Origin of the sequence: Tepidibacter mesophilus (assembly GCF_002724055.1) — a bacterium.
Lineage (GTDB): Bacteria > Bacillota > Clostridia > Peptostreptococcales > Peptostreptococcaceae > Tepidibacter_A > Tepidibacter_A mesophilus.
This window is the reverse complement of sequence record NZ_BDQY01000013.1, coordinates 52,260-77,707: the sequence shown is the minus strand read 5'-3', so window position 1 is coordinate 77,707 and position 25,448 is coordinate 52,260. Positions and strand designations below refer to the sequence as shown.

General features: G+C 29.4%; 16 protein-coding genes. All 16 read right to left on the bottom strand.

What is annotated here, in order from left to right:
• Positions 1–31: 31 nt before the first annotated feature.
• The 16 genes from wzy to Tmeso_RS09510 all read right to left on the bottom strand — a co-directional run bounded on the left by wzy (position 32) and on the right by Tmeso_RS09510 (position 25,441).
• Positions 32–1,456 (bottom strand): O-antigen polysaccharide polymerase Wzy, encoded by a 1,425-nt coding sequence (wzy, locus tag Tmeso_RS09585; protein ID WP_099190599.1) that lies wholly within the window; start codon positions 1,454–1,456, stop codon positions 32–34.
• 52 nt (positions 1,457–1,508) lie between these two features.
• The gene (locus Tmeso_RS09580; protein ID WP_099190597.1) at positions 1,509–2,594 is read right to left on the bottom strand and encodes a glycosyltransferase; all 1,086 of its coding nucleotides are present in this window, start codon (positions 2,592–2,594) and stop codon (positions 1,509–1,511) included.
• A 14-nt stretch (positions 2,595–2,608) separates the two neighbouring features.
• The gene (locus Tmeso_RS09575) at positions 2,609–3,709 is read right to left on the bottom strand and encodes a glycosyltransferase family 1 protein (protein ID WP_207653845.1); all 1,101 of its coding nucleotides are present in this window, start codon (positions 3,707–3,709) and stop codon (positions 2,609–2,611) included.
• Positions 3,706–4,272: an acyltransferase gene (locus Tmeso_RS09570; RefSeq protein WP_099190595.1), complete on the bottom strand. Its 567-nt coding sequence runs from the start codon at positions 4,270–4,272 to the stop codon at positions 3,706–3,708. The genes Tmeso_RS09575 and Tmeso_RS09570 overlap by 4 nt, the downstream gene beginning before the upstream one ends.
• A 49-nt stretch (positions 4,273–4,321) precedes the next feature.
• Positions 4,322–5,482 (bottom strand): glycosyltransferase family 4 protein, encoded by a 1,161-nt coding sequence (locus Tmeso_RS09565; protein ID WP_099190593.1) that lies wholly within the window; start codon positions 5,480–5,482, stop codon positions 4,322–4,324.
• A gap of 25 nt (positions 5,483–5,507) precedes the next feature.
• Entirely contained in the window at positions 5,508–6,134 is a 627-nt protein-coding gene (locus Tmeso_RS09560; protein ID WP_099190591.1) for a sugar transferase, read from the bottom strand.
• A gap of 213 nt (positions 6,135–6,347) precedes the next feature.
• A complete protein-coding gene (locus Tmeso_RS09555; protein WP_099190628.1) occupies positions 6,348–8,192 on the bottom strand; it encodes a polysaccharide biosynthesis protein in 1,845 nt (614 codons plus the stop codon).
• A gap of 249 nt (positions 8,193–8,441) precedes the next feature.
• Positions 8,442–9,080 carry a hypothetical protein gene (locus Tmeso_RS09550; RefSeq protein WP_145993148.1) on the bottom strand — a complete coding sequence of 213 codons (639 nt, stop codon included), beginning with the start codon at positions 9,078–9,080 and terminating at the stop codon, positions 8,442–8,444.
• A 294-nt stretch (positions 9,081–9,374) separates the two neighbouring features.
• The gene (locus Tmeso_RS09545; protein ID WP_099190587.1) at positions 9,375–11,354 is read right to left on the bottom strand and encodes an S-layer homology domain-containing protein; all 1,980 of its coding nucleotides are present in this window, start codon (positions 11,352–11,354) and stop codon (positions 9,375–9,377) included.
• A 13-nt stretch (positions 11,355–11,367) separates the two neighbouring features.
• Entirely contained in the window at positions 11,368–12,408 is a 1,041-nt protein-coding gene (locus tag Tmeso_RS09540; RefSeq protein WP_099190585.1) for an S-layer homology domain-containing protein, read from the bottom strand.
• 85 nt (positions 12,409–12,493) lie between these two features.
• Positions 12,494–13,222 (bottom strand): CpsD/CapB family tyrosine-protein kinase, encoded by a 729-nt coding sequence (locus Tmeso_RS09535; protein ID WP_099190583.1) that lies wholly within the window; start codon positions 13,220–13,222, stop codon positions 12,494–12,496.
• A gap of 12 nt (positions 13,223–13,234) precedes the next feature.
• Complete coding sequence (locus Tmeso_RS09530; protein WP_187296296.1) at positions 13,235–13,918, bottom strand: YveK family protein; 684 nt, start codon at positions 13,916–13,918, stop codon at positions 13,235–13,237.
• 275 nt (positions 13,919–14,193) lie between these two features.
• Positions 14,194–14,985, bottom strand: a complete 792-nt coding sequence (locus Tmeso_RS09525) for a tyrosine-protein phosphatase (RefSeq protein WP_099190579.1) — start codon at positions 14,983–14,985, stop codon at positions 14,194–14,196.
• 580 nt (positions 14,986–15,565) lie between these two features.
• Complete coding sequence (locus tag Tmeso_RS09520) at positions 15,566–17,026, bottom strand: S-layer homology domain-containing protein (protein WP_099190577.1); 1,461 nt, start codon at positions 17,024–17,026, stop codon at positions 15,566–15,568.
• A gap of 435 nt (positions 17,027–17,461) precedes the next feature.
• Positions 17,462–19,078: a hypothetical protein gene (locus tag Tmeso_RS09515; RefSeq protein WP_099190575.1), complete on the bottom strand. Its 1,617-nt coding sequence runs from the start codon at positions 19,076–19,078 to the stop codon at positions 17,462–17,464.
• 3 nt (positions 19,079–19,081) lie between these two features.
• Complete coding sequence (locus Tmeso_RS09510; protein WP_099190574.1) at positions 19,082–25,441, bottom strand: IPT/TIG domain-containing protein; 6,360 nt, start codon at positions 25,439–25,441, stop codon at positions 19,082–19,084.
• Between the last annotated feature and the right edge of the window lie 7 nt (positions 25,442–25,448).

The following is a 25,448-nucleotide window of genomic DNA, read 5'->3' as shown; positions in this document are numbered from 1 at the left end:
ATAAACTTATTTATTTTAACTCATCTATAATTTATAATCTATTCCTTCTTTTAATCGGTAATATACAATACAAAGATATAAAAATAGTCATACTATAAAAACACGAGTTTAATACATACCAAGTTGTTGTTCTTGGCCATTTAAATATATAGGCCATTGCAGTAATCATTAAACATGTCTTCAATGGATTTTTATTATATGTGGTTCCACATGCTAAATCGATTTTTGAAACAATAAATCCAATAATTAAGATAACAAGTGGTGCAATATATTTTCCATGGTTTAATACAGCCTCAGCAATGATTGTAAAATCTATTCCATATGAAATCCCTAAATATGTTCCTGAAAACCATGTATTCAACTGTACATAATTCACACCAAAAATTTTCACCAAACCGGTTGTTGGCATTGTTAAAATAGACATTAAGTATGAATTTCCATATGGAAATCGAACTATATTTTCCATAATAACAATATTAATAGTCATTGAGTTTCCAAATTCTTTTAAAAGACTTACAATAGGACTGACATCTGTTGAAAACAACTGACTCATAAAATTACTCATTGAAAGTCCAATATTTCTTAATGATACAATGGCATTCATTATATGAACTCCTATATATCCTACAATACCGAATTTAAGTACGTCTTTAATTAGTTTCTTTCTATAAAATTTATGTTCAGCCCATAACAAAACTAATAATTTCATTATCCATTCTCCGCGGTCACCACATAGCAGTGTAACAATAGCATATCCTCCAAAAATTCCATATACAAATTTTCTAACACTCCTTCTATATCTACTACCTAATAGCAATCCTAATAAACATGGTAAAAACAGTGTACTAAGAATATTTAAAATAGGGCCATATCTATTAGCATATTCTCCATAATATAATGATCGATATCCAGCTACTTGTGATAACTTTAAATTATATATTGCAATATAATATGTAATAGGAATTACGATAATTGATAATATTACAGATGTAATATAAAGTTTATTATGTCTATAACTATTATTGTCATCTATAGAACCCTCTTCTCCTCTTATCTTATAGGCTATTATTGCTCCACAATTCAAAGTAAAAAAGCATACTATATATAACAATTGTGCATGAATTATATCAATATCTGAAATTGGAGTTTTGCCAAATAAACTTATTGTACCTATTTCACCTTCAACATGAATATTAAAAGCCCATAATAAACATTGTCCGAAGTTAAAAACCATAAAAAATGTCATAAATATATTGTATAAAGTAAATAGTTTTCCTGTTACTTTTTCCCACGTAATAATTAAAGATATGTAGGAAATTATACCAATCCAGGATAGTAATGTTATTATATATGTGTGCCTATTAGTATAACTATTTACTCCTATAAGAAGAGCATATAAACTATAAACTGAAATTGTAATAAAAATTATATTTATCTTATACCTTTTTATTCTCATGTTCGCTCCTAAATCATTAGTATTTTCTTTAGTTCATTGTCATAAAAAATTTTTAGTATTTCTCATATAACTCACATAAATTATGAATTTCCTGCTCAATACCTAAACCATGTTTTTCTATAATTTGTGGGCACTTTTCTCGATCACTAATTTTGGATTTCTTAATTATTTCATTTGCCCATTCATTTGCAGATAAATCCAAAGGGAGTGAAATGCACAAATCGTCTATAATTGCTTCTTTTGTTATAGTATCTGATGCAAAGCAAAATAATCCTGAAGTTTCTGCTTCTAACAATGCATTCGGAAATCCTTCATAAAATGATGGAAATAAGTAATAGTCTCCAGCTGATAAAATTGCAGATATATCACTTCTTTTTCCTAAAAAAAGGACTTTAGATGATAGTTTTAATGATTCAACTAGTTCTTTAACTTCATTTTGCAATTCTCCTGCTCCAATAAGAATAAGTATTGATTCCGGATTTAATTTTAAATATTCACTAAAAATTTCAACTACTTTCACATGATTTTTCTGTGCTCTAAATGCACCCACATGAATAATTATAGTTTTATTCCCTACATTAAGTTCAGTTCTAATTTTTTCTCTTAATTCATTTGAAAAACAATATTGTTTAGTATCTAATCCGTTATTCAATACTGTTACCTCTGAATTTTTTCCAAACATCCACTCACCAGCTAAGTCTGAAACTGCTGTTAATTTGATTTTTTCTTTGGGCAATCTATTATAATTAATCTTATGTAATATTTTAGATTTAAAACTTTTTAGGCATCCTGCATTCCTACTATGAACAATAACTTTTTTCCCATGTTTTAAAGCTATATTAATTGGTGTGATGTAACTTAATGAATTAAGATGGCAATGTAAAATGTCAAAATCTATTGTTCTAAATAATGCATTTAATTCTTGTATATTTTTATTATAATTTTTCCCTCTAGGTGTAATAAAATAAAATTCACATCCTAACTCACTAAGCTCCTTATAAAAACACGGCTTCTTATCTCCATTTATTATAAATGCAAATTTATATATTTTTTTGTCAATATATTGACTAATCTTAAGCAAATAAGTTTCTATTCCTCCTAAAGAATTACTTAATCCATAATGAAGTATTCTTTTCATTATATTCCTCCTTACTATAATGAGTCTATATAAAATTTTTCTAGCCACTGAGATGTTGATTTAATATCATAACCACATTCTAATATATATTTAGAATTATCTTTTCTATTGTATCTATTCTTATAATGTAATATATGATTTGCCCATATCTTTTCTCCGTCTTTTAATGATATTCTTTTAATCATATTTGTCACAGTAGCCATTTGAGGAACTTCATCAGATACAATACATTGAAGCCCTGCTGCTTGAGCTTCTATAGCTACAATTCCTAACCCTTCATATAAAGATGGAAAAACAAATACATCCATTGCTTGTAACAATTCTGGAATATCTGAACTTACTCCAGTAAAAATCACATTATTACCTAATCCTAAATCATCAACTTTATTCTCTATTGAATATCGCAATTTACCATCTCCTACAAGTATCAGAACTGCATTTGACTCTCTTTGATGTATTTCTTTAAAAACATCAATTAAAAAATTATGATTTTTAGAACTACTAAATCTTCCAATATGCCCTATTACAAATTTACCCTCAATATTTAATTCTTTTCTTTTCTCTATTCTTTTCTTCTCATCATAAATAAAACTGTTAATATCTATCGCATTTTTCAAAATATAAAAATTATCTTCTTTGAATACTTTTTCTCCAAATAGCCATATCCCTGCTGATTTAGAACATGCAAAAAAATAGTCTGCAATATACCTAATTTTATATTGTAATATATTTTTTACTATTGCTGAAAATCCTGTACCAGATGAAGTACTATGACTATGAGCAATAGCAGTAAGACCATATTTTTTTGCTATTCTAAGATAAATTGAAGCAGTACTTCTAACATGACCATGAATTATATTATATTCTGGATGTTCTTTAAAGAATTTATTCCAGGCTTTAGGATACTCTAAAATATTCTTAAAGTTAAATGTGGGTAGAATATATATTTTACCTCCTAGTGCTTTTATTTCTTGGGCAAAAAAAAGTTCATTTTCTCTATCAATTATAAAATCAAACTGAATTTTTGAACGATCAATATTTCTATAAAGATTCATAATCATAGCTTGAGATCCGCCATTGTTTAAACTTCCTATTACTTGCAATACTCTAATCACAATCTATCACCATCTATTCTTTGCTCTATAGTTTTTCTTTTTTGTAAAATAACCATGTGGTCAGCAAATTCGCCGTTTATAACACTCCCAGCCCCAACAACACAATTATGTCCTATCCTTGTACCTCTCAAAATAACAGTGTTAGCACCAATCCATACATTATCACCAATTTCAACAGGCGAAGTTTTGTACTTTAACTCTTTTAATCCATTCTTCGCTCTAAAATCATGATCATGATCATAAATCAATACACCAGGTCCAAATTGTACATTTTTACCAATGATTATGTTTTCATGACTTATAATCATACAACCATGATTTAATGATGTATTATCACCAATTTGCACCTCAGCACCATTTCTTACTTTTATTTTTACTCCACTTCTTGCACGTACCATTTTTCCTAATAAAAGCTTTGCTCTTTTACCAATTTCAATTTCAGTAAAAGGAGAAATTAAATTCAAAACGGTAAATCTGAAGTTTTTCATATGAAATAGTTTTATTAAACTAAATTTTATAAGTGAATATATTAAACATATTCCTGCTCTAATATATCTTTTCATTTCAATCTCCTATTAATTTCTTTTGGGAATTTACTATATTGATTATTTGTTATCCTCCAAAATAATCATTTAACTCAGATTTTTCATTCGTCTTGATTAAATGCTTTTTCCTTTCGCCATCTTTCATTACTTCCTTTAAATAAGTTCCAATTACAATACCTCTATCAAACACTCTTTCAACTTTCTTCCTACCAACTAACCCCATCTGCTTTTTCTCTTCATAATTTAATTTTAAAAACTTATCAACTTTATTTATCAAATCTTGAGCGTTCCCAGTCTCAAACAAATAGCCAGTCACACCATCATCAATAGCATCCTTAGAGCCATTAATGTTTGAAGCAATACAAATTCTCCCCATTGCTGCTGACTCTAACAGCACATTTGGTACTCCCTCCCCTCCATGAGACGGTAATATAGTACAATGACATTTTTGTATCCATGATTTAATATCCTTTTGAAAACCTATATAATTAACAATTCCTCTTGAATGATAATCATCAATTATTTCTTTATATATGTCTTCTTCAATAAAACCAGCAATATAAAAGTTTATATTGGAATATCTCTCTTTTATTATCTTGGCGCACTCTAGATACTGATCTATACCTTTTAATTCCATAACTCTTCCAATAAAAATAAAATTAATTTCATCGTCAGACGGAAAATCACACACTTCATACTGTTCTAAATTAACTCCGGATCCAGGAAGCATGGAAAAATTATTTTTTACCATTTTATTATTAACAAAGAACTCCTTATCACCACTATTCTGAAAGAATACCTTATATGACCTTTTCAGCGAAATCTTGTATAACATTTTTGCAATCATACTAACAAAATTCTTATTTAAAAATGTAGCACCTGTTCCTGTTATATTACTAACTTGTTTATTTTTCGTCAGATTAGATGCTATACATCCATAAATATTGGGTTTAATAGTATATGAGAAAATAATATCTGGTTTCAATTTTTTCATTATTTTAATATAGTTTAAAATTAGTCCAAAGTCTCTAATAGGGTTAACGCCTCTACGATCAACAGGAGTTTCAATAATCTTACATCCCATATTTTTAAAGAAATTGTTCTCACCTGCTTCTGGCATAGAAATAAAAATATCATTCCCATCCTCAACAAGCTTTTTAATTAGTTCTTTTCTAAAATTATATAATGTTATAAAATGATTTGATAAAATCAATATTTTCTTTCCCATACTAGTCCTCACCTACTATCTATTTTTATATACTCCCCTTGTTAACAGTTTCTTTGTGTTCTATCTTTCCAGTCCCCCCTTCAACAACTCCATCACTTTTTAAAACACTCACAATAGTCCCAAAGAAACACTTAATATCCATCCCAAAACCTATCCTCTTAACATACTCTCCATCTAACTTTGCTTTAACCTCAATAGGAAGTTCATCTCTACCATTAATCTGAGCCCATCCAGTTAGCCCAGCTGGTACATCATTAGCACCATACTTCTCCCTCTCAGCTATCAAATCATACTGATTCCATAGTGCTGGTCTTGGACCTATAATACTCATATCACCTTTTAGGATGTTTATAATCTGAGGCAACTCATCAAGGCTTGTCTTTCTCATAAATTTACCCATCTTTGTTATATACTGCTCTGGATTCTCCAATAAATGTGTTGGCATATCTTTTGGTGTATCAATTTTCATGGTACGGAATTTTAATATATTGAAATGCATTTTATGAATACCCACTCTCTTTTGTTTAAAGAGTACAGGTCCTTTTGAATCAAGCTTAATTAATATAATTAAAACCAAAAATGCTGGACTAAGTACTATTAATCCTATCAACGATAGTATTAAATCAATTATTCTTTTAACATATTGATACATAGTAACCCTCTCTTACTAATATTTATATTTTCATTTCTATAAAATCGCTGCACATCTCAATCATGCTACTCAACCAAGAAATTCTAATTATATTAAGTTTTAACGAGTTTATATTGCAATTTCTACCTTGTATGTTTGTCCTGAAATTGCAATATTAGCCGAGTAAAAAATTAATATAATTAGAATTTCGCCTTATAAGCAGATACAAAGATTTTAAGCTGTTGTAACAGCAACCTCCCTATAAGTTGGCACAAGCTTTTTAATAATTACATTAAGAAGCTCTTCTTCTTCACTTCTAACAATCTTCTCAAGCATCTCAAGTTCTTTTCTCAAAGCATTTATATCAGTATCAATAGGCTGTCCTATAAATATCTTCTCGTGCTTTGTACTTGTAAGCCCTTCTTCTGCCATTAAAAGTTCTTCATATAACTTCTCTCCTGGTCTTAATCCTGTATAATTAATCTTTATATCTACATCAGGTTCAAATCCAGAAAGTCTTATAATATCTTTTGCAAGATCTGCAATCTTTACTGGCTCTCCCATATCTAGCACAAATATTTCTCCACCATTAGCCATAGCCCCTGCCTGAATAACAAGCTGCACAGCCTCAGGTATAGTCATAAAATATCTTATAATATCTGGATGAGTGACTGTTACAGGTCCACCTTCAAGAATTTGTCTCTTAAAAAGTGGTACTACACTTCCATTACTTCCAAGTACATTTCCAAACCTAACTGCTGCAAATTCTGTTTCACTGCATTTATCAAGAGTTTGTATTATAAGTTCTGCTGTTCTTTTAGTAGCTCCCATTATGTTGGTTGGGTTAACAGCCTTATCAGTAGATATGAGTACGAATTTTTTAACCTTGTACTTATCAGAAAGCTTGGCCACATTCATAGTTCCAAAAACATTGTTCTTAATAGCCTCAGTCGGGCTATCCTCCATCAAGGGAACATGCTTGTGAGCTGCTGCATGAAATACTACATTTGGTTTATACTTCTTTAATATTTCCTCCATTCTGTTATTGTCTCTTACAGATGCTATAATTACTTTCAAATTTAGCTCATTTTTATATTTTCTTTTAAGTTCTTGCTGTATTTCATAAGCATTGTTCTCATATATATCTAAAATTATTAATTCCTTTGGTTTAAATCTTGATATCTGCCTGCAAAGCTCAGATCCAATAGATCCTCCTCCTCCAGTTACAAGAACAACCTCATTTTCCAAATAATCTGACACTTCATCTAAGTCGACTTTCACAGAATCTCTTCCTAACAAATCCTCTATCTGAATGTCTCTTATCTTCTTTATGTCTACTCTTCCATCTATGAGCTCATACATTCCAGGAAGTGTCTTTAACTTGCATTTTGTATTTTTACATATATCTATCAACTCTTTCTTTTCTAACGTACTTATGGATGGCATTGCAAATACTATTTCATCGATGTTTTTATCTTCTATAGCTTTTTCAATATCTTTTCTAGTTCCATATACTAATACCCCGTGTATTCTTCTCCCCTTTTTATTGATATCATCATCGATTACAGCTACAGGAGTCTTTTTTATCTGTGGATTGTTACGTATCTCCTTGATAACCATGGCCCCTGCTGATCCCCCACCTATAACAAGAACACGATTCCATTCTTCAGTTACTCCAAGCTTACCTTTTATACGTCTTATAACTCTATATGTAAATCTCACTCCACCTGTAGATATAGTCAGTATAAGTGCATTAACTATATAAAACCCTATAGGAATACTTTCTTCATACATATAAAATACGGTTCTCCATATAGATGTAGATATTACACATGCTATAACTACTGATAGCATTTCCTCTATACTCGCATACCTCCATAAACTACTGTAGAACTTGAATAAATAAAATACTATTAACGTAGCAAAAATATATGCGATCATATAAGATTTAATTATGTATATATATTTATTGGGAGTATTAAAATCGAAAATTAAACACATAGATATATATGCACATAGACTGATTAGTACACTATCTACAATTACTAATATAATCTGTCTAATTTTCACTTTGCTCATCACATTTTCCATATTGTCCCCTTCTTACATAAAATTTCTATCTCGTTGCTTACCATATATATTTTATTACTTTAGACCTACCCATACAATTGCTTAAGCCTTACTTTCGCTCGTCTTTTTGTCCTATTTTTCGACTTTCATTAATTATTCTGCCATTTGAATTTGATTATTAAAATGTGTTTTATTTATATATTTTATTTTTATATTTTTTTGCAATAAAAAAATCCTTTTGTCGAATGACTCGAGGATTTATTTTATTTGTGACATGTAAAGTTGTTTTTGAGACGACTTTTGATTTTTATAGTAATTCTTTATAAGTTCTATTGTTTTTGTAGAGTAATTATTATCAACTAGTTCCTTTTCCATAGAGTTTAATAGACCATCCACTTTACTATCGCATTCTTTTTCAAGAGCCCTAGCTTTATCATAATATTTAAGTCCAATCTTTACCTTAGCAGAACTTGTTCTCTCATCTTCTGGTATACCATAGTATTCCTTCTTAGCTGTTGCTACCATACTAGATATTTTAGAAGAATAGCTTCCCTGCATAGAATAGAATCTAGACTTGTACTTATCTATTATCTCTTTCTCTGTCTTTCTATCATTTTCTTTAGTTTTGTTATTATCCTTAGATTTATCTGTATTTATAATATTGTCTATATCATTTGAATACATAATATTTTCTTCTAAAACCTTTTTAATAGTTTCTTCAAGTTCTTCCTCCGTCTTTATACTCACCTCAACCTGCTCATTATTAGAATCCTTTATATACACAACATCAGGCTCTGGCTCTAAAACATAGTTTTTATAAGTGCACATAGCAAGAGACATAGTTGTACCTACTACAACTATCAATATCACCTTAATTATGTTCTTGATTTTACCCACCCCTTCTTAAAAAAGGTCTAGCTTAAAAGCTAGACCTTTTGTTTTCTATTTAATTCTAGAAATGAGGATAATTTAAATGTTAGCTACTTTTGATTAATCTTTTGCTATGCAACTTAGATTGTAGTGTTTAAATATCTGTTCAAAAACTTCTTTGTCTGACCATAAGGGAGTTTAAGAAGTTTTAGGATATTTAATAAGGTACAATCTATAGTTGTATCAAAAGATTGATTAAGTAGCGTTATTTAAATTATTCTCATTTTTGCTTACCTACAATACATTGATTTATATTAAATTCTACTTATTGTACATTCTGTATATTACAGTAGTAGCCTCTGCTCTTGTTGTATTATCATCAGATCTAAACATTCCATTATCCCCTTTGATAAGTCCTTCTGCTACAGCCTTTGATAAATCTTTTCTTGCCCAAGTTGGTATATTTAAGCTATCATTAAAGTTACTTACATCTGATGCTTTATCAGTATCTATAGCTCTTCCTATCATAGCCGCCATTTGAGCTCTTGTTATATTATCGTTTGGATTGAAGTTCCCATCATACCCTGTTATAAGTCCAGCTTTGTAAGCTGTATTTACATAATCATTAGCCCAATGTCCTTGCATATCCTTGAATTCTGATTTTGTATTAACTATATCAAGCTCTAATTCATTAACTAATAACTTAGCAAATTCTGCTCTAGTTATATTGTTTGAAGGCTTAAATGAGCCATCTTCATATCCATTTATAATACCTTTTGCTGACATAGATTCTATGTTTTGTTTAGCCCAGTGATCTTTGCAATCTTCAAATGATACATTTCTTTCAACTACTGCATACTTACTGAAATGCTCAAGATTCGCATATATCTTGTTGTTCTCAATCTTTCCACCAACTATTTCAGTGTTGTTATTGTTAATTCTAACAACTACAGATTTGTCTTTGTTTATATCTAAATCAGATATATTTATACCAACCCTCACTTTTTTAGCGAAGCTCTTGCCTATATTAGTATCCCCTTGGAACAAGTTCATATCTACAACCTTTAATACCTTAGTAACTGAATTGTCCATAGATTCTTTTACTTCATCAGCTTTAACTTGTTTAACCTCTAATTTCATATCAGAATCATTGTTTAAGTCTAAATTTTCAAGAGGTATATTAACTTCTACTGACTTAGTATTGATAACTACTTTTACATCTTTTCCTTTTAATTCTTTTAAGCTCTTAATCGGAAGAGATATTTCAACATCCTTATCAACTTTTGATAAGTCTATATTTATAGTTACTTCTTTTTCATTTAAAGCTTTTTTAACTAGTTTTTCTAAATCTTCTGTTTTAACAGATGCTATAGTTTTATCTCCGTCAGTTTTCATTTCTATTGAATCCTTTGGTATAGAGATATCAGAGTTATCTTCTGAAGAAGATCCTCCACCTCCACCACCTGCGCCACCTGATCCTCCACCATTGTCTGGTTTAGTAGCAGGAGTTTTCCATATATCAAGCTTAGTAGCTATAAGCTCTATATTATCCTTTTGAGTATTAGTTGAATTTATCTTATTTTCAAATGCTTTAACAGCTACGTTTTTAACATCTTTAATTACTTTTATTTCATTTGCTGTAAATTGTCTGCCGTCATATTCATTTTTAATTTCATTGTTTACATCATCTATATATTTGTCTTCAAATAATATTTGTATATTTGCATTTTCATCAGAACTTATTCTTGTTACAAGTTTTTGTCCATCATATAACTTTTTCAATAAAGATACTGCGAATTTTTGCTCTGCTATGTCTATATTTTCGTATTGTTGATGATTCTTATAGAAAGTAGTTTTTTCAATTAATTTATGCACATTATTATACTTAGTTTTAACATACTCTTTAAGAGCTGTTTTGTCCTTACTTTCTACTATATTCTTAAGTTTATTTAAATCATCTTTTGATATAATTTCTTTTACTGAATCAATTATAAATTGTTGAGTAAATCCATTGTCATTTAATTTAGCTTGAGTTTCCTTATCTAATTTAACAAATTCTTCATTTATGTATTTCTCTATCCCGTCCTCTGTTAAATAGTCATATAAAGATATCATAGCTGTAAGTGATTTTAAGTCTATTTCCCCATCTTTAGTAAATAAGCCACTAATCTTTTGATCCATTATATTCACAAGTTCATCAAATGGACTTTGTTCTTGTGCATAAGATGCAAAGTTTGCTGGTATTAACGCTAGTACCATAACTAATGTAAGTACTATTGACATTAACTTTTTTAATTTCATTCTTATTCCCCCTTTATTTTATTAAATCATAAACCCTTTTAATAATAACTGATGCCTGTGCTCTAGTTGCATCTCCTTTTGGACAAAACTTAGTATCAGTTACTCCATTTATAATGTTCATTTGAAGCGCTTTATCAATATATTGCTTTGACCAAGCTGATATATCTGATTTGTCCTCGAATTTATCTATAGTTATATTAGATTGAGTTTCATTTTTTATATTCTGCTTTTCAATTGCTCTTAGTATTATAGTCACCATTTCTTCTCTTGTAACTTTATCATTAGGAGCAAATATATGTTCATCACTTCCATTTACTAAATTGTATTCGCTTGCTATTTTAACACTATCATAATACCAATCATCTGCATTTATATCTTTAAATTTCATTCCATAGAACACATCTTGTTGCTTTAATTCAAATAATCTAACTATAAGTGATACAAACTGTGCTCTTGTTATATTAGTATCTGGACTAAATACAATATCTGTTTGTCCATTTATAATGCCTTTATTAGCTAAAAACTCTATATCTTCTTTTGCCCAATGGTCTTTTAAATCATCAAATTGTATTTTATTTAAAACTTGCGTTTCTTCGTTCTTTACTTCTTCAGATTTAGTCTCTGTAGTACCACCTGAACCAGATGGCACTTTTGTTTCTTCTTTTTCATCGTACTTATCAAGTACTTCTTTTATGTCATCTACATTATTATTCTCTATAGATTTTATTATCGTCTTTCTATCATCTGTACTCATCTCTTTTAGTATATCTAGAGAGTCTATACACTCTTCAAAGTCATATCCCTTTTCTTCTAATTTAGATTTGTATCCTTGCCCATAATCTCTTATGTCATCCTTTAACTTTTCTATATCAGGATTATCTGTATGTATTTCATTTTTGTTTAATATCCCTAATGCACCAGCTTTAATAGTTTTATTTTCTGTTGTAGCCATTTTTTCTAACAATGCATTTATATCTTTGTCTTTCATTTGTGCATAAGATGCATTAAAAGATAATAGAGATATCACAAGTAAGCCTACGATTCTTTTCTTCAAAATTATCTCTCCTTTTTACTTTATTTATAAAGTATATTATATATCATTCTGTATTGTTTGGAAATATTTTTAATATTTTAAAATATTATCCAAATACTTTGGAAAGTATACTTTTTTTCTTTGGTGTAGCTTCACTTGAGCCATAGTAATATGAATAATACTGATAAGATCTTGTATCAATAGGAAGTTTATTTAATATAACTCCTAATATGTTTGCATTTACTTTTTCCAAGTTTTCTTTAGCTCTTTTTGCCATATCAATTTCAGCTTCACCTGATGCACATAAAAGTACCACTCCATCAGCAAGTGTAGATAATATTGCAGCATCTGTAACTATACATATAGGAGGTGCATCTATTAATATATAGTCGTAATCCTTTTTTATGTCTTCTATAAGCTTTTTCATTTTATTAGAACTTAGCATTTCGGCTGGATTTGGAGGTGTTTGTCCAGCTGTAAGTATATGGAGGTTTTCTTCTTCACCCTTATGTATGTATTCCTTGTAAGAGTTATCGTTTAATAGACAATCAGTAACACCTTTGTTGTTACTTATATTAAATACCTTATGAACCTTAGGTTTTCTAAGATCGCAGTCTATTATTATTACCTTCTTTGATGTGTCTGAAAAAGCTGCTGCTATATTAGATATAGTTGTAGTCTTTCCCTCACTTTGTCCAGCACTAGTTATCATTATAGTTTTTATATTTTTATCTATATTGCTAAACTGTATATTAGTCCTTATATTTCTATATGCTTCTGATACTGGCGATTTTGTATTTTCTCGTATCATAAGTCTTCTACTGTCATTTCGCATTATTTTATCCCCCTATTTAGCTTCTTCTTGAAACTCTGGTATTACTCCCATAACAGGGAGTTCAAGATGTCTTTCTATGTCTTGAGCAGTTTTTATTGTGTTGTCCATATATTCAATAAGGAATACTACGAATAGTCCTATCATTATTCCTAAAACAAAAGCTATAGCTATATTTAACATTTTTTTAGGTTTTATAGGGTTTTTAGGAACCTTGGCATAGTCTATTACTTGAACACTATCTGCCTTAGTTATTCTTATTACTTCTTGTGTAAATACCTGAGGTATTTTATTAGCTATTTTCTTAGCCAAATTAGAATCTGTATCTTGAACCTTTATTTTCATAATTTCAGTATCCTTAACAGGAGATACCGTTATCTTTTCATATAGTTCTTCATATTCCATATCTAGTCCTAGATCATCTATTACCTTACCTAACACAGCTCTCGATTTTGATATTTCTCCATATGTAACAACTAGTTTTTGATTTAACATAACATCTTGATAATTTATAATAGAGCTCTCTTCATTTTTAGCTTTGTTTACCATAAGAGTTGTACTAGTTTCATATAAAGGATCTAATGCAAAAAAACTAACTATGGCACTTATAAAAGTAGTTGTTGCTGTTATAATCATTATAATTAGAAATCTTTTCCTTATAATATCAAAATACTCTCTCAAGTCTATAGTTTCTTCCATAATATTCCTCATCCCCTTGTCGAAATTTGTTGTAAATAATATTCTTTTATGGATATTAATGTTAACAACACACTCTATTTTACATTATTCAAAGCAATCTTTCAATGAAAAAGAAATACGAAAATTTGTTTCATGCTATCGTATGTCTCATGTCGCTAACGATTCCTATAGGTCTGCGTTGCTCAAAATAGTTGTAACTTAAGCTCACTTATCAATGTTATCCATAAGTGAAAAGTTATATAGTTTACTTATATACAAAAAAGTCTAGTTAATAGTTAACTAGACTTTCTAAATATATTTCGGATAAGGTTTTTAAATTTATTTTGCTTGTATCTTATAGGTTCTTTAATCAATATATGTTCATCCGATATTAGCTTTTCAGGATTTTCATAGAATATCTGTTTAGCCTTTTCTTTTCCTAATCTACCTTCAACATATTTATAAGCTTTATTTAAAACTGGTTTTCTTGAATTTGAAGAATGAGCATCAGTTGCAGCAAAGTGAACCATATTGTTTCTGATAAGTATATCGCATATGTTTTGAATTTCTTTTCCAGACTTCCCTGTTATGCTGTTTGAATTTATTTGAATCAACGCTCCAGACTTTATATATTCATATATCTTATTGGGATTTGTTACTATTTTTTGATATCTCTCTACATGCGCAAGTATAGGTATATAATTTCTAATCTTAAACTCATATATTATGTCCTCTATATTATCTGGAAAATTAGATGGGCTAAACTCTATAAGAATATATCTAGAGTTATTTAAAGAATAAAAATCTAATTCATCTATTCTATTCATTAATTCATTAGTATAATAAAGCTCATTTCCAATTAGTATCTCTAAATCTATCCCCTGCTCTTTTAATATCTTATTAAAATCATCAACCTTTATCTCAATCTCTTTTCCAATTACAAACTTAGAATCTAAATGATAATGAGACGTATTTATTATTTTTTTTATTCCATCATTTGACGCTATCTTTGCCATTTCTATAGATTGCTCAAGAGATTTTGAACCATCATCTAAACCCGAAACAATATGACAATGTATATCTATCATATATTCCCCCTACCTTTCATGAACTATTACATATATTTTACATTAAAATCTATGAAATACAAATGCATAATTCATATTCTCTTATTTCCTACTTTTTGACCAAATATATAATTATTTCCTCGGAAATACGACATGCATTTCTACTCAATTACTATTATTTTAATTACTTCTATGTATATATCTGTTCGAAATTGACGGTTTACTAAAAATGAGTTGTATTGCTTGAAATGTTAGATATTTTTACTTTTATTCGGGTTATCAAAGCTTTATAACATTTAAAAACATACTAAAAAATAAAGGGTATTAAAATGTTAGGTCATGATTTAAATGTTTTTGTATAAAACTTATATTACACAGTTTGAATATCCGTTAAGAAAGTTCGTTGTCTGACCGTTAGGGAGTTTAGAACTTTTAGGCTATTCAATAAGGTGTAATTCTTAGTTTTATTAAAAATATTTAACACATGACCGGTATTTTAATACCCTTTATTTTGCAATTAAGTACATGTATACTCGATTTTAATTAGCGTTATTTTAATAACCTTCATTTTTCGCTTAAATACTATACTCTAAAATAGTACCTAATTAAAATATATTATATTTTCTCTATAATCTCTTTGTAAATCCCTCTCAAGAAACTCCAAAAATCTAACCAACATTGTAGACGCTTCCGCTCTTGACATAATCTTATTTGGATTTATTTTATTAAACTTATCTCCTTGAATAAGACCTATCTCTTTTGCCATATATATACTATCTTTTGCCCAATAAGGTATTTCCCTATCATCAGAAAAACTAGTATAATATCCTGGTGTTGGTGCCTTATTTTCAAATCCTAAAGCTCTTACCATTATAGTTATAGCTTGTGCCCTAGTTAAATTTCTATTTGGATTAAACTTGTTATTTTCACCATGTATTATTCCTTTATCATATCCGCTTTTTACATATTTATAATCATCATCTTTAGTATCTAAATCATTAAATACCGGTTCTTCTGGAGGCGCTTTTCTAGATCTCTTTTTAGGCTCTTCTATATAAGACCTTATGTCACAAGACTTTATTACAGCCTTTGTAAATTCCATTCTATTCATAGGTAAATCAGGAGAAAAAAACTCACCATTTTCATCGAAAACATCAAGAGAATATAATTTTTCTATATAACTTTGAGCCCAATGTCCTCCTAAGTCTCTAAACTTAGGCACTATAAGTCTTTCAACTTTTGGAACCATACTCTTATTCATCTTTATAGTACCTTTATCTCTTTTATCATCTACTTTACCATTATTTATTTTTGGGAGATCATACTCATATCTTGATACCATCTGCTGATTAGTAACCCTCATATGTCCTCCATTAAAACTAGAAAAATTTGCTTCGTTATCAGAGTATTTTAGTACCTTAGTAGTGCTATCTGATACAGATGCTTTCACATTCCCTTGCCAAGATCCTTCTGAATCATCTTGTTTTATGTTTTTTATAGAATAATTTATAATCTGAGTTTCACTATTTCCCCAGAAATTTTTATACCCTACATCTTGTCCAGAAATATCTACTATAACCTCACCTTGATCTTTATTTACTTTATAATACTTTCTTCCCTGCATATTTCCATTATAAAAATCAGCCGCAGGTCTATTGTCTATAACATCCGACTTTGAGAACTGAAAATCCTCAAGTTCATACTTATCAGCACCAATTGTAATTTTTTCACTGTACTTTGATATAGAACTTTGCGCTATAGTCTGACCTTTGTCATCCCTCTTATCAAGAAGAGTCTCAACCGTAATCTTCCTATCAAGCTTAGCATCCTTATCCTTATTCTCAAGTTTGAAAGAATAACTAACACTCATTTCAGTATCCTTAACTCTCTCAGAAACCTTTATCTCACCTTTTAACCTAACAGGCTCCCCACTTACAAATACAACCTCTTCATACTCATACTCATTATTAACACCGCCCGAAAATTCAGGAGGAGCAGCCCAAATGTTAATAGGACTAAGCGCCATGCTCATAACAAATAAAAATGTCAAAATTCTTCTCATCTTTCTCCTCCTTTCAATTTAAACAACTAACCAGAAATTTAGAATTTATATTAAATTAGAGCTCGTTTCAAATATATTGTTTCCTCCTTATATGTTCTTAATGAGGAAACTATAATTTGCCGATGCAAGAAATTAATATAAATCCTTAATTTCGTATATCAATACAAATCAGAAATTTGGAATTTATATTGAATTGGAGCTCGTTTCAAATATATTGTTTCCTCCTTATATATTTTTCAAATAAGGAAACAATAATTTGCCGTAGCGAGAATTTAATATAAATTTTAAATTTCGTGTATCAGCACAAATCATAAATTTGGAATTTATATTGAATTAGAGCTCGTTTCAAATATATCGTTTCCTCCTTATATGTTCTTAATAAGGAAACTATAATTTGCCGTAGCGAGAATTTAATATAAATTTTAAATTTCGTCACTATTTAACTATAAGAACTTTAGAGTATATATCATCCCTAACCATATAGACCCTATCTCCAACCTGTAGCTCTTCATAACTTATATGTTTTCCATCCTTAATAATCACACTCTTATCTATACTTACATTTATAGATACTTTCTTTAACATCCACGATTCTTTTCTTTCGCTCCAATCTTTTGCATCTTGAATCTTTATAGCCCATCCTATTTTAGAATTATTTTCAAGCGATTCAACTGTACCTATAGTAGTTCTTTGTCTTGATAAAGAATCCATTTTGTCATTTACATAAATAGAGCTTATTCTATCTCCATCAGTATATATATATCCATAATAGTTTTTATGATCTGCATCTAGTGATGAAAATTCATTTATTGTAAGTTTCTTATCGTTTATCAAATCGTATATATATGTATCTTCATCATAATATAAATCTTTTTCAGAATTAAATGATTCCCATTCATTCTCATTCAAGATGTTAAAATCATCTATTTTAACCGAGTAAGTATCTATTTCATCAATTTTCGATGCATATATATAGTTCTGACCTATACTAGAGTTATTAATATCTTCATTGTATATATAAACTACATCTGCTGATATAGAATTATTTCTTCCTTCAGCTACTATAAATGCATCTGATTTCGAATTTATAGAATATTTATCTACAAGTCTTGAATTCTTTATTATTATAGTTCCATCATTAAGAGATATATTTTTCTTATTTGCAAGCTCAAATTTATCACTATAGAAGTTTATATCCTCTATTTTATCAGAAAAATTATATTCATAAGAATCCTTTACGACCATTCTCTCTATCTTTTCAGTTCCAAAAAAGTCTTTTACTACCAAATAAACATTTTTTCCTGCGTAATACTTTAAATCACTGTATTCTATTTTAGATCCATTTGAGTATACAGGAACTTCATTATTGTAAGGTATAGTAGTATAATTATTTGCTTTTTCCCATTTCCCATTTTTTAAAGTTTGTACATTAAAAAGCGTTATATTTTCTGATAAATCATCCGTTGATTTCATTGTAGCTTTATATAAACTCTTTATACTAGTATATTTGTCATCTATTTGTATCTTATTTACTGTATTTGAATCTATTTTATCAAATAAAAATTTTACCTTATCTCCTACATATAACGTATTTAACGATGTAATTTGTCCATTCTTAGTTACTTGTGTTGCCGGTGTTGTATAGAATATTTCTTCATCTCCAGTTATATACTTTAAAGTCATCTGGTTTCTATCTATTTTTTGAATTGTTCCATTTCTAACTTTAGATCCTTGAGGTATGTATCCTGTATTTTGAGTTGAATAACTCTCTATATAGTCTATCCTTTTCCCTTTAAGAGTAGCATAAACTTCCATTCCAGGTTTAAAATCTACAAGCATAGCATCTCTATTATCTATTATATATACTACATCTTCTGTAAAGTTCAATGTATGAAGAGTACCATCGTACTCTTCAATTTGAACTGTTCCATCTAATACATCCTTTATATAACCCTCTATATAATTATCTATATACGGAGAGAATTGATCTGCTTGAACCAATGTGCAAAAACTCAATACAAATATAATTGTTAAAGATAATATTTTTCTCATAATCTACCTCCTACTACCTATAATTGAATATCTTCCAAGTCTATTTACTGGAGAGTTAATAGAAGTAGAATAATTGTCCATTCTCTGCTTTACATAAGTCCATTCATTTTTGTATTCATCATATCTTCTAAGAGAAATATTTCTCATTCTTCTAAGATCTGCTTTTGAAGAGTCATAATCAAGAGATATCTCCATATTGTTCTTCAGATAATCTATGCTAGTAATATCTGCTCCAATAAATACATCAGCTTTTAATTCATACTCATTAGATAAAGAAGTTGTATCATTCTTTTGATTAATTCCTATTTTGAATTTAACCCCTGATTTATCCTTATCTTTACTTTCATAAAGCTTTGATACATTAAATGCAGTAGGGTTGAACTTAACATACATGTCACTTAAAACTACTTTTATATCCTTTGCTAAATAACTTGTAGCAACCCTTGCTGGTATACTTATAACAACTTCCTTTGCTCCTGCATATTCTCCTTTTGTAAGATCTATAATAGTTTCCTTCTCATCATAATCATCCGTTCCAATTAGCACGTTAACAGTATCACCAGATCTATTTACAACTGTTTTTTCATTTATTTCTCCATCTTTATCTTCATATCCTGATCCTGATTTAGTAGTTACTTCATTACTTTTTGATGACCCTTTTGATAATCCAAATTCTCCTATAGCCTTTATTATGAATCTATAGTCAGTCTTTGATTTTACATCTCTGTATATAAATGTAGTCAAATCAGTAGTCCCAACAAGATACATTTCTTTATCATCTTCTACTGCATATATTTCATAAGACGTTGCATCCTTTACTTCATTCCAATCTATTTTTATATACTTATCGTATATAAGCTCTGCCTTTACACCTGTCGGGGCATCTATTTGATCTATTATATAAACTATATCATATATATTACTTCCAGCTTTATCTGGATTAATTATCATAACCCCTTTAGATCCTAATTTTCCAGCAGGAGTTGTAACTTTTAGATTCTGAGAATCCATAAACTCAGCGCTGCCATCAGTTCCAGATACTAAAACATAGTTTTTACCATCAATAGTTATTGTATCTGTATCAGAATCTGTAGCTTCTTTAAGAACAGGACTGAATACAACTCTAGCCCCAGACATAAAGTCATTTCCTTTTATCTGTATTTCTTGTCCTCCATCTACATATATAGTAGATATGTTTATAGAATTATCCTTTGCATCTACTATCTGAGTTATATTAGGATCACTCAAATATGTATATTCAACCGAATTTGAAATTTCTCCATCAGGATTTTCTATCTTAACATCTACAGTTTTTGGATCATGTTTAGGAGTTATTACTTCTATAGTTTTATAATCTATAAACGTAATGTCTTTATCTGGAACTCTTATTTCTCCAAAGTATACAGCTATTTTCTTAGGCTCATAGCCCTCCATAGTCTCTCTAAAATCAAGACCTTTTATAACTACCTTTTCTCCTCCTTTTGATAGACCTTTATTTGGAGTTATTTTATCTATTTTAGGAGTAGTCTCTCCTTTTGTAAACACTATATATATAGGTATTGTTGATTCGTCCGAGCTTGCAAATGCTCCGTCCTCATTTTGAACTACTACTTTATGAAGCTTTCCTACTTCGCTTTCATCTACAGCGTCTATTTTAAATGTAAGCTTACTAGGAAGATTTGGAGTCATATTTGCATAAGGAATTTCCATTATATTTCCTATAGATATCTTTGCATTCTCTCTAAAATCAGATCCAATTACACTTATTATACTTCCGCCTTTATAGTTTACTTTGACTACTTTAACGTCTTTTCCATAGCTTGTGGTATCAAGTACAGAAGGTTGCCCATCCCTAGTTATTTCTGTAATTGCAGGGATACTGTCTGGATTTTTATATTCAAAAGTTCCACTCGCCTCACCTTTATCTGGATTTATTATAGTTATAGGAACTTGACCTATTGTGTAATAAGAAGGAGTTTTAACTTCTACTTGTCCGCTATTTAAAAGATTGGTTTGAGGAGAATATCCTCTTTCAACTATAATTCTTCTTTCATATGTATCTATACTTATTTTAACTAATTCATATTTTGCATATTTTTCTTTACCACCATCAGTATCTGTATGCTCTAATAATTCTACAGGTACATATATTGTTTCATCATCATAATTTGTAATAACAGTTTTATATTCCTTATCTTCTTCTTTTATAGTTAATGATAATACTTTATTGTTAGAATCATTAGCATTATATTCTACAGTTAAGTTTCCTACATTAGTATTTCCTTTTGAACCAACTATAGTTCCTGCGTTTAATTCTCCTGGGTTTATTGTTATATTAGATATATTCTTATCGTTTATATCCCCAAATCTTACTAATGGCATATTTTTGTCTTCTATTTTAGTTGAGTCATTTGAATCTACAACTTTAATTGTACTATTAGAAAATTCTTTACCATGAATTTCAACATTATCTCTTCCCTGTTTTTTACCAACATTAGGTATTATACTTGTTATTTGAGGAGAAGATGATTTATAATTAAATTTAAATTTATTAGATGTTCCATAATCATTATTCACCACTTGAACATCTACACTTTGACTTTGTCCAACTGGTGTTTTCACTGATATATACCCATCTGAAAAATCTATTATCTCAGCTATTTCTTTTCCAAAGTACACTTTTGGAAGTATATTTCTATAGTCTTTTTTAGCCTTTTCATCATCACTTACATTAGGATCTTTAAGTAATTCTTCATATTCTTGTTTTAAAGTGTCATATACACTTTGATCTTCTAAATTATCCCACTGTCCATTATTATTTAGATCTTGATATTTTTCTCCAGCATCATATTCTGCATCTCCATTTGTATCTACATATGGTTCAAAGTATCTAAAGTCAGATCCCCATATCTGTACATTTTCTCCACCTGCAGCATTTCCCGAATCCGGAAGTATTTTTGTTATTTTAGGATTACTTGTTGGTATAACATAAGTAAATCCTTTTTCTTCTTTAGCATTACCTCCATCAGAGTTTAAAACTACAACAGGTACTGATTTTCTATCTCCCTCTATTTCTTGTTTTAAATCTCCTGGATATTTAGGTACTACTATTGTCATTTTTGTTTTACCTGTATTTACTATAATATCATCACCTAATACTTCTACTCCGCCTATGAACACACGGCTTTTTATATCTCCATTAGCTTCAAAGTCAGATCCGTAAATATCTATTGTATATCCACCTTCTACAGAACCTTGATTTGGAACTATTTTTGTTATAGTAGGATTTTTCTTAGGAGTTTTGAAGTAGTAAAATCCTTGTTCTCCTCTTTTTGTATCTGATTTTGTATCTGGATTTTTCACCGTAAGATCGTACCATTTTTCAACATCTAGTATTGGTACTATAAAGTGAATTTCATTTTTACTTATTACTTTTACTCTATGCCCTACTATTTTTCCATCATCTATAACATATGGTGTTTTTGTGTATAGCTCAGTTTTTACGCTGTTATTACTTGCATATTTTATAGTTAATATATCTTTATCTACATCACTGGATAATTCTACCTTGTATTGCACTCCTTTTCCTGATAATGCATAAAATTCAGTGGTAGATCCTGGGGTTACTGGTTTTGTTATTGTATAACTCTCATCTTTACCATTAGATAAAGTTACCTCACCTTTGGTATTTGTATCTATTGTGTAAAAACTATTAGCTTTATCTTTTTCTTGTAGTAACACACTTTGATAATAGCTTCCAACTTCAACTAAATCATCCTGTGTTGGCTTTATTATCTTTTCATCCTTTGATTTAAAATCTTGAAGACTTATTTTATTATTAGAATCCTTGTAATAATCATTTATATCTCTTCCACTTAATAGTATTCTTGTTCCTGTTAGTTTGAATATGTTTGCTCCACTCGTATCTGTTGTAGACGGATCTGGCTTTAAAAAATTATCTCCATTTACAACAACTAATATTCCATTACTTCCTTTATTAGGTGAAAAAGAAGTAAGTTTAGGCTCTGTATAAGTCTTAACATAAGTAAAATCAGCTATTGCTATTGCTCCACTTGGATTCATAACCTGAATCTGAGTAGTCCCTTCTCTTCCTTTAGGTGCTGTGAATGTAATCTTTTGACCATCACCTTCACGTTTTATCGTTTTAACTTCCACACCATCTATAAAAACTTTAACTCCATCTTTAAAGTTGCTACCCTCTATTTTTATTTCTTCTCCACCAGCTACAGTAACTATATTTGGCGTTACACTTTTGACTACTGGATCATCGTTTACATCCACAAATTCTACAGCATCAAATTTTTTGTCTGAAAGCCCTTCCTCGCTGCTATTTCTTATAGGATTTATCACTTTCACATGTGTTTTTCCAATGTTTGTAGTGAATGTATCTTCTTCACCTTCACTTATTACCGTTCCATCTTTATCTATATTCTTATAGTTATAATGTTTTGGAATTATAACTATTATCTTGCTTCCTACCTCGTTTCCTTTACTTCCATCAAGTTCATTCCCACTTTTATCAAATATTTTTAAATATAAATCTGGATTTGATTTAGTTCCAGTACTATTTTTATTAAGCCTTATATCATTTCCAAGTTCTATTATTGGGTATCTAACCTCTTCAGTTCCATCTGGCTTTGTATATTTATTTATTAAAAAATTCTCTCCTTCTATTGATATTAGTCGATCTTCACTTAATGTATATTTAGTGTTATTCTCTTTTGTAACTTGTATTTTCTCTGGAATAACTTTATCAATTCTTGGAGTTATTTTACTTGCATTATATGTAAATCCATTTTTCAATTCTGATCTATCCTTTAATGTTACTTTATCTCCTGATTTAAGTGTTATAGTAGTTACAGTCTCAACAATTACATCTTTTACAGGATTTTTTTCTGCATCCGAGACTTGAGGTGTTATTATTTGTATCCTATCTAGTACATTTGAAAAACTATAATCATAAGAAGTATTATCACTTGGCTTTCTTGCAAATTTTGCAACATCACCAATTATTACCTTAACTTGTCTTTCTACTGTAGCTATATCTTTTCCTTTGTACTTTCCATCAACATAATCTGGATATGATATATCCATTACTTCATCCGATGAACCTGCAATTGGTTTTTTTACATCTATACCAGAATTTGATCCAGCGTTTGGATTTAAGTCTGGTATATTAAGTGTTCCAAAGAAAAGTCCTGATATTTCAGCATTAATTCCTGTATCGGGTCCACTATTAGGAGCTATATTTATTATTTTCATCTTTTGGTCTGCTTCTATTATAGTAAACTTTTCAGGAAGTACATACTGCATTGTAACTTCATTATTAGGATCTTTGCCAGGTGGTATCTCATTAGTAATTACTACAAAATATTCTCCAGGTTCTATTATTCCAGGCTTTTTATATGGAATATTTGTTTTTAGTACTTGTTTTCCATCAACATTTGGAATAAAGTCCGTATTAACACCTTTTTTATCATTAGTAAATTTATCAGTCAAATCCTTTAAGAAAAATACATCATATCTATCTAGTCCAGTTTTAGCCGTAAATAAAATTTCATCCCCTATCTCACTTCCTTCTCCTGCCTTACCTCTATTTGGGTTCATGTCAAGAGTGTCTGGTTGTATTTTATTTATTAATCTAAATTGTTCAAGATAAGTATTTTGTATGGTAAGCTTTACATCTTTATTTCCGCTTGGGAAAGCTAATCCAGCTTTAGTTTCTTCTTTTGTTATTACTATATTTTGAAGTCCAGCTACTCCAGTTAAATTTGTAGTTGTTTCATATTCCTGCTTTACAGCATCTTTTTCGATTAAACTTAGTGCAATCTTACCGTTTGCCTGTGCGACATTTGAATAAAAAGCTTTATATTTATCTGGTTCATCTATTAACTTTTTTAAATTTGGTCCAGTAAGAACAAGCTTTTCTTCTCCTGCTATTACATTCCTTTTATCTATATTGGAAAGAGCAGGAATGGTGATCATATCTATATCTATTTTTGTACTTCCCACACGTATTGCATCTCCTACTATATTTCCATCAACTATAAATTCAAGTACTGAATCTGAATTCATTGTTCTATTTGTAAATTCATTATACCCAGTTATTGTCATAGTACCTACAGAAGCACCTTGAAGATAAGCTCCTTCTACAGTAACTTTTGTTTGTTTAACTGAGTATCCTCCATCTTCATAAATTTTAGTTATAGTTATTTGATCTACATAATATCTAGATTCATCATAGGCATAAGATGATATATCACTCCATGGAATCATCCCAAAAGCCATCATAAAAACAAGAATAAAAGATGTAACCCTTTTAATCCAACTAATACGTTTCATATTTCCC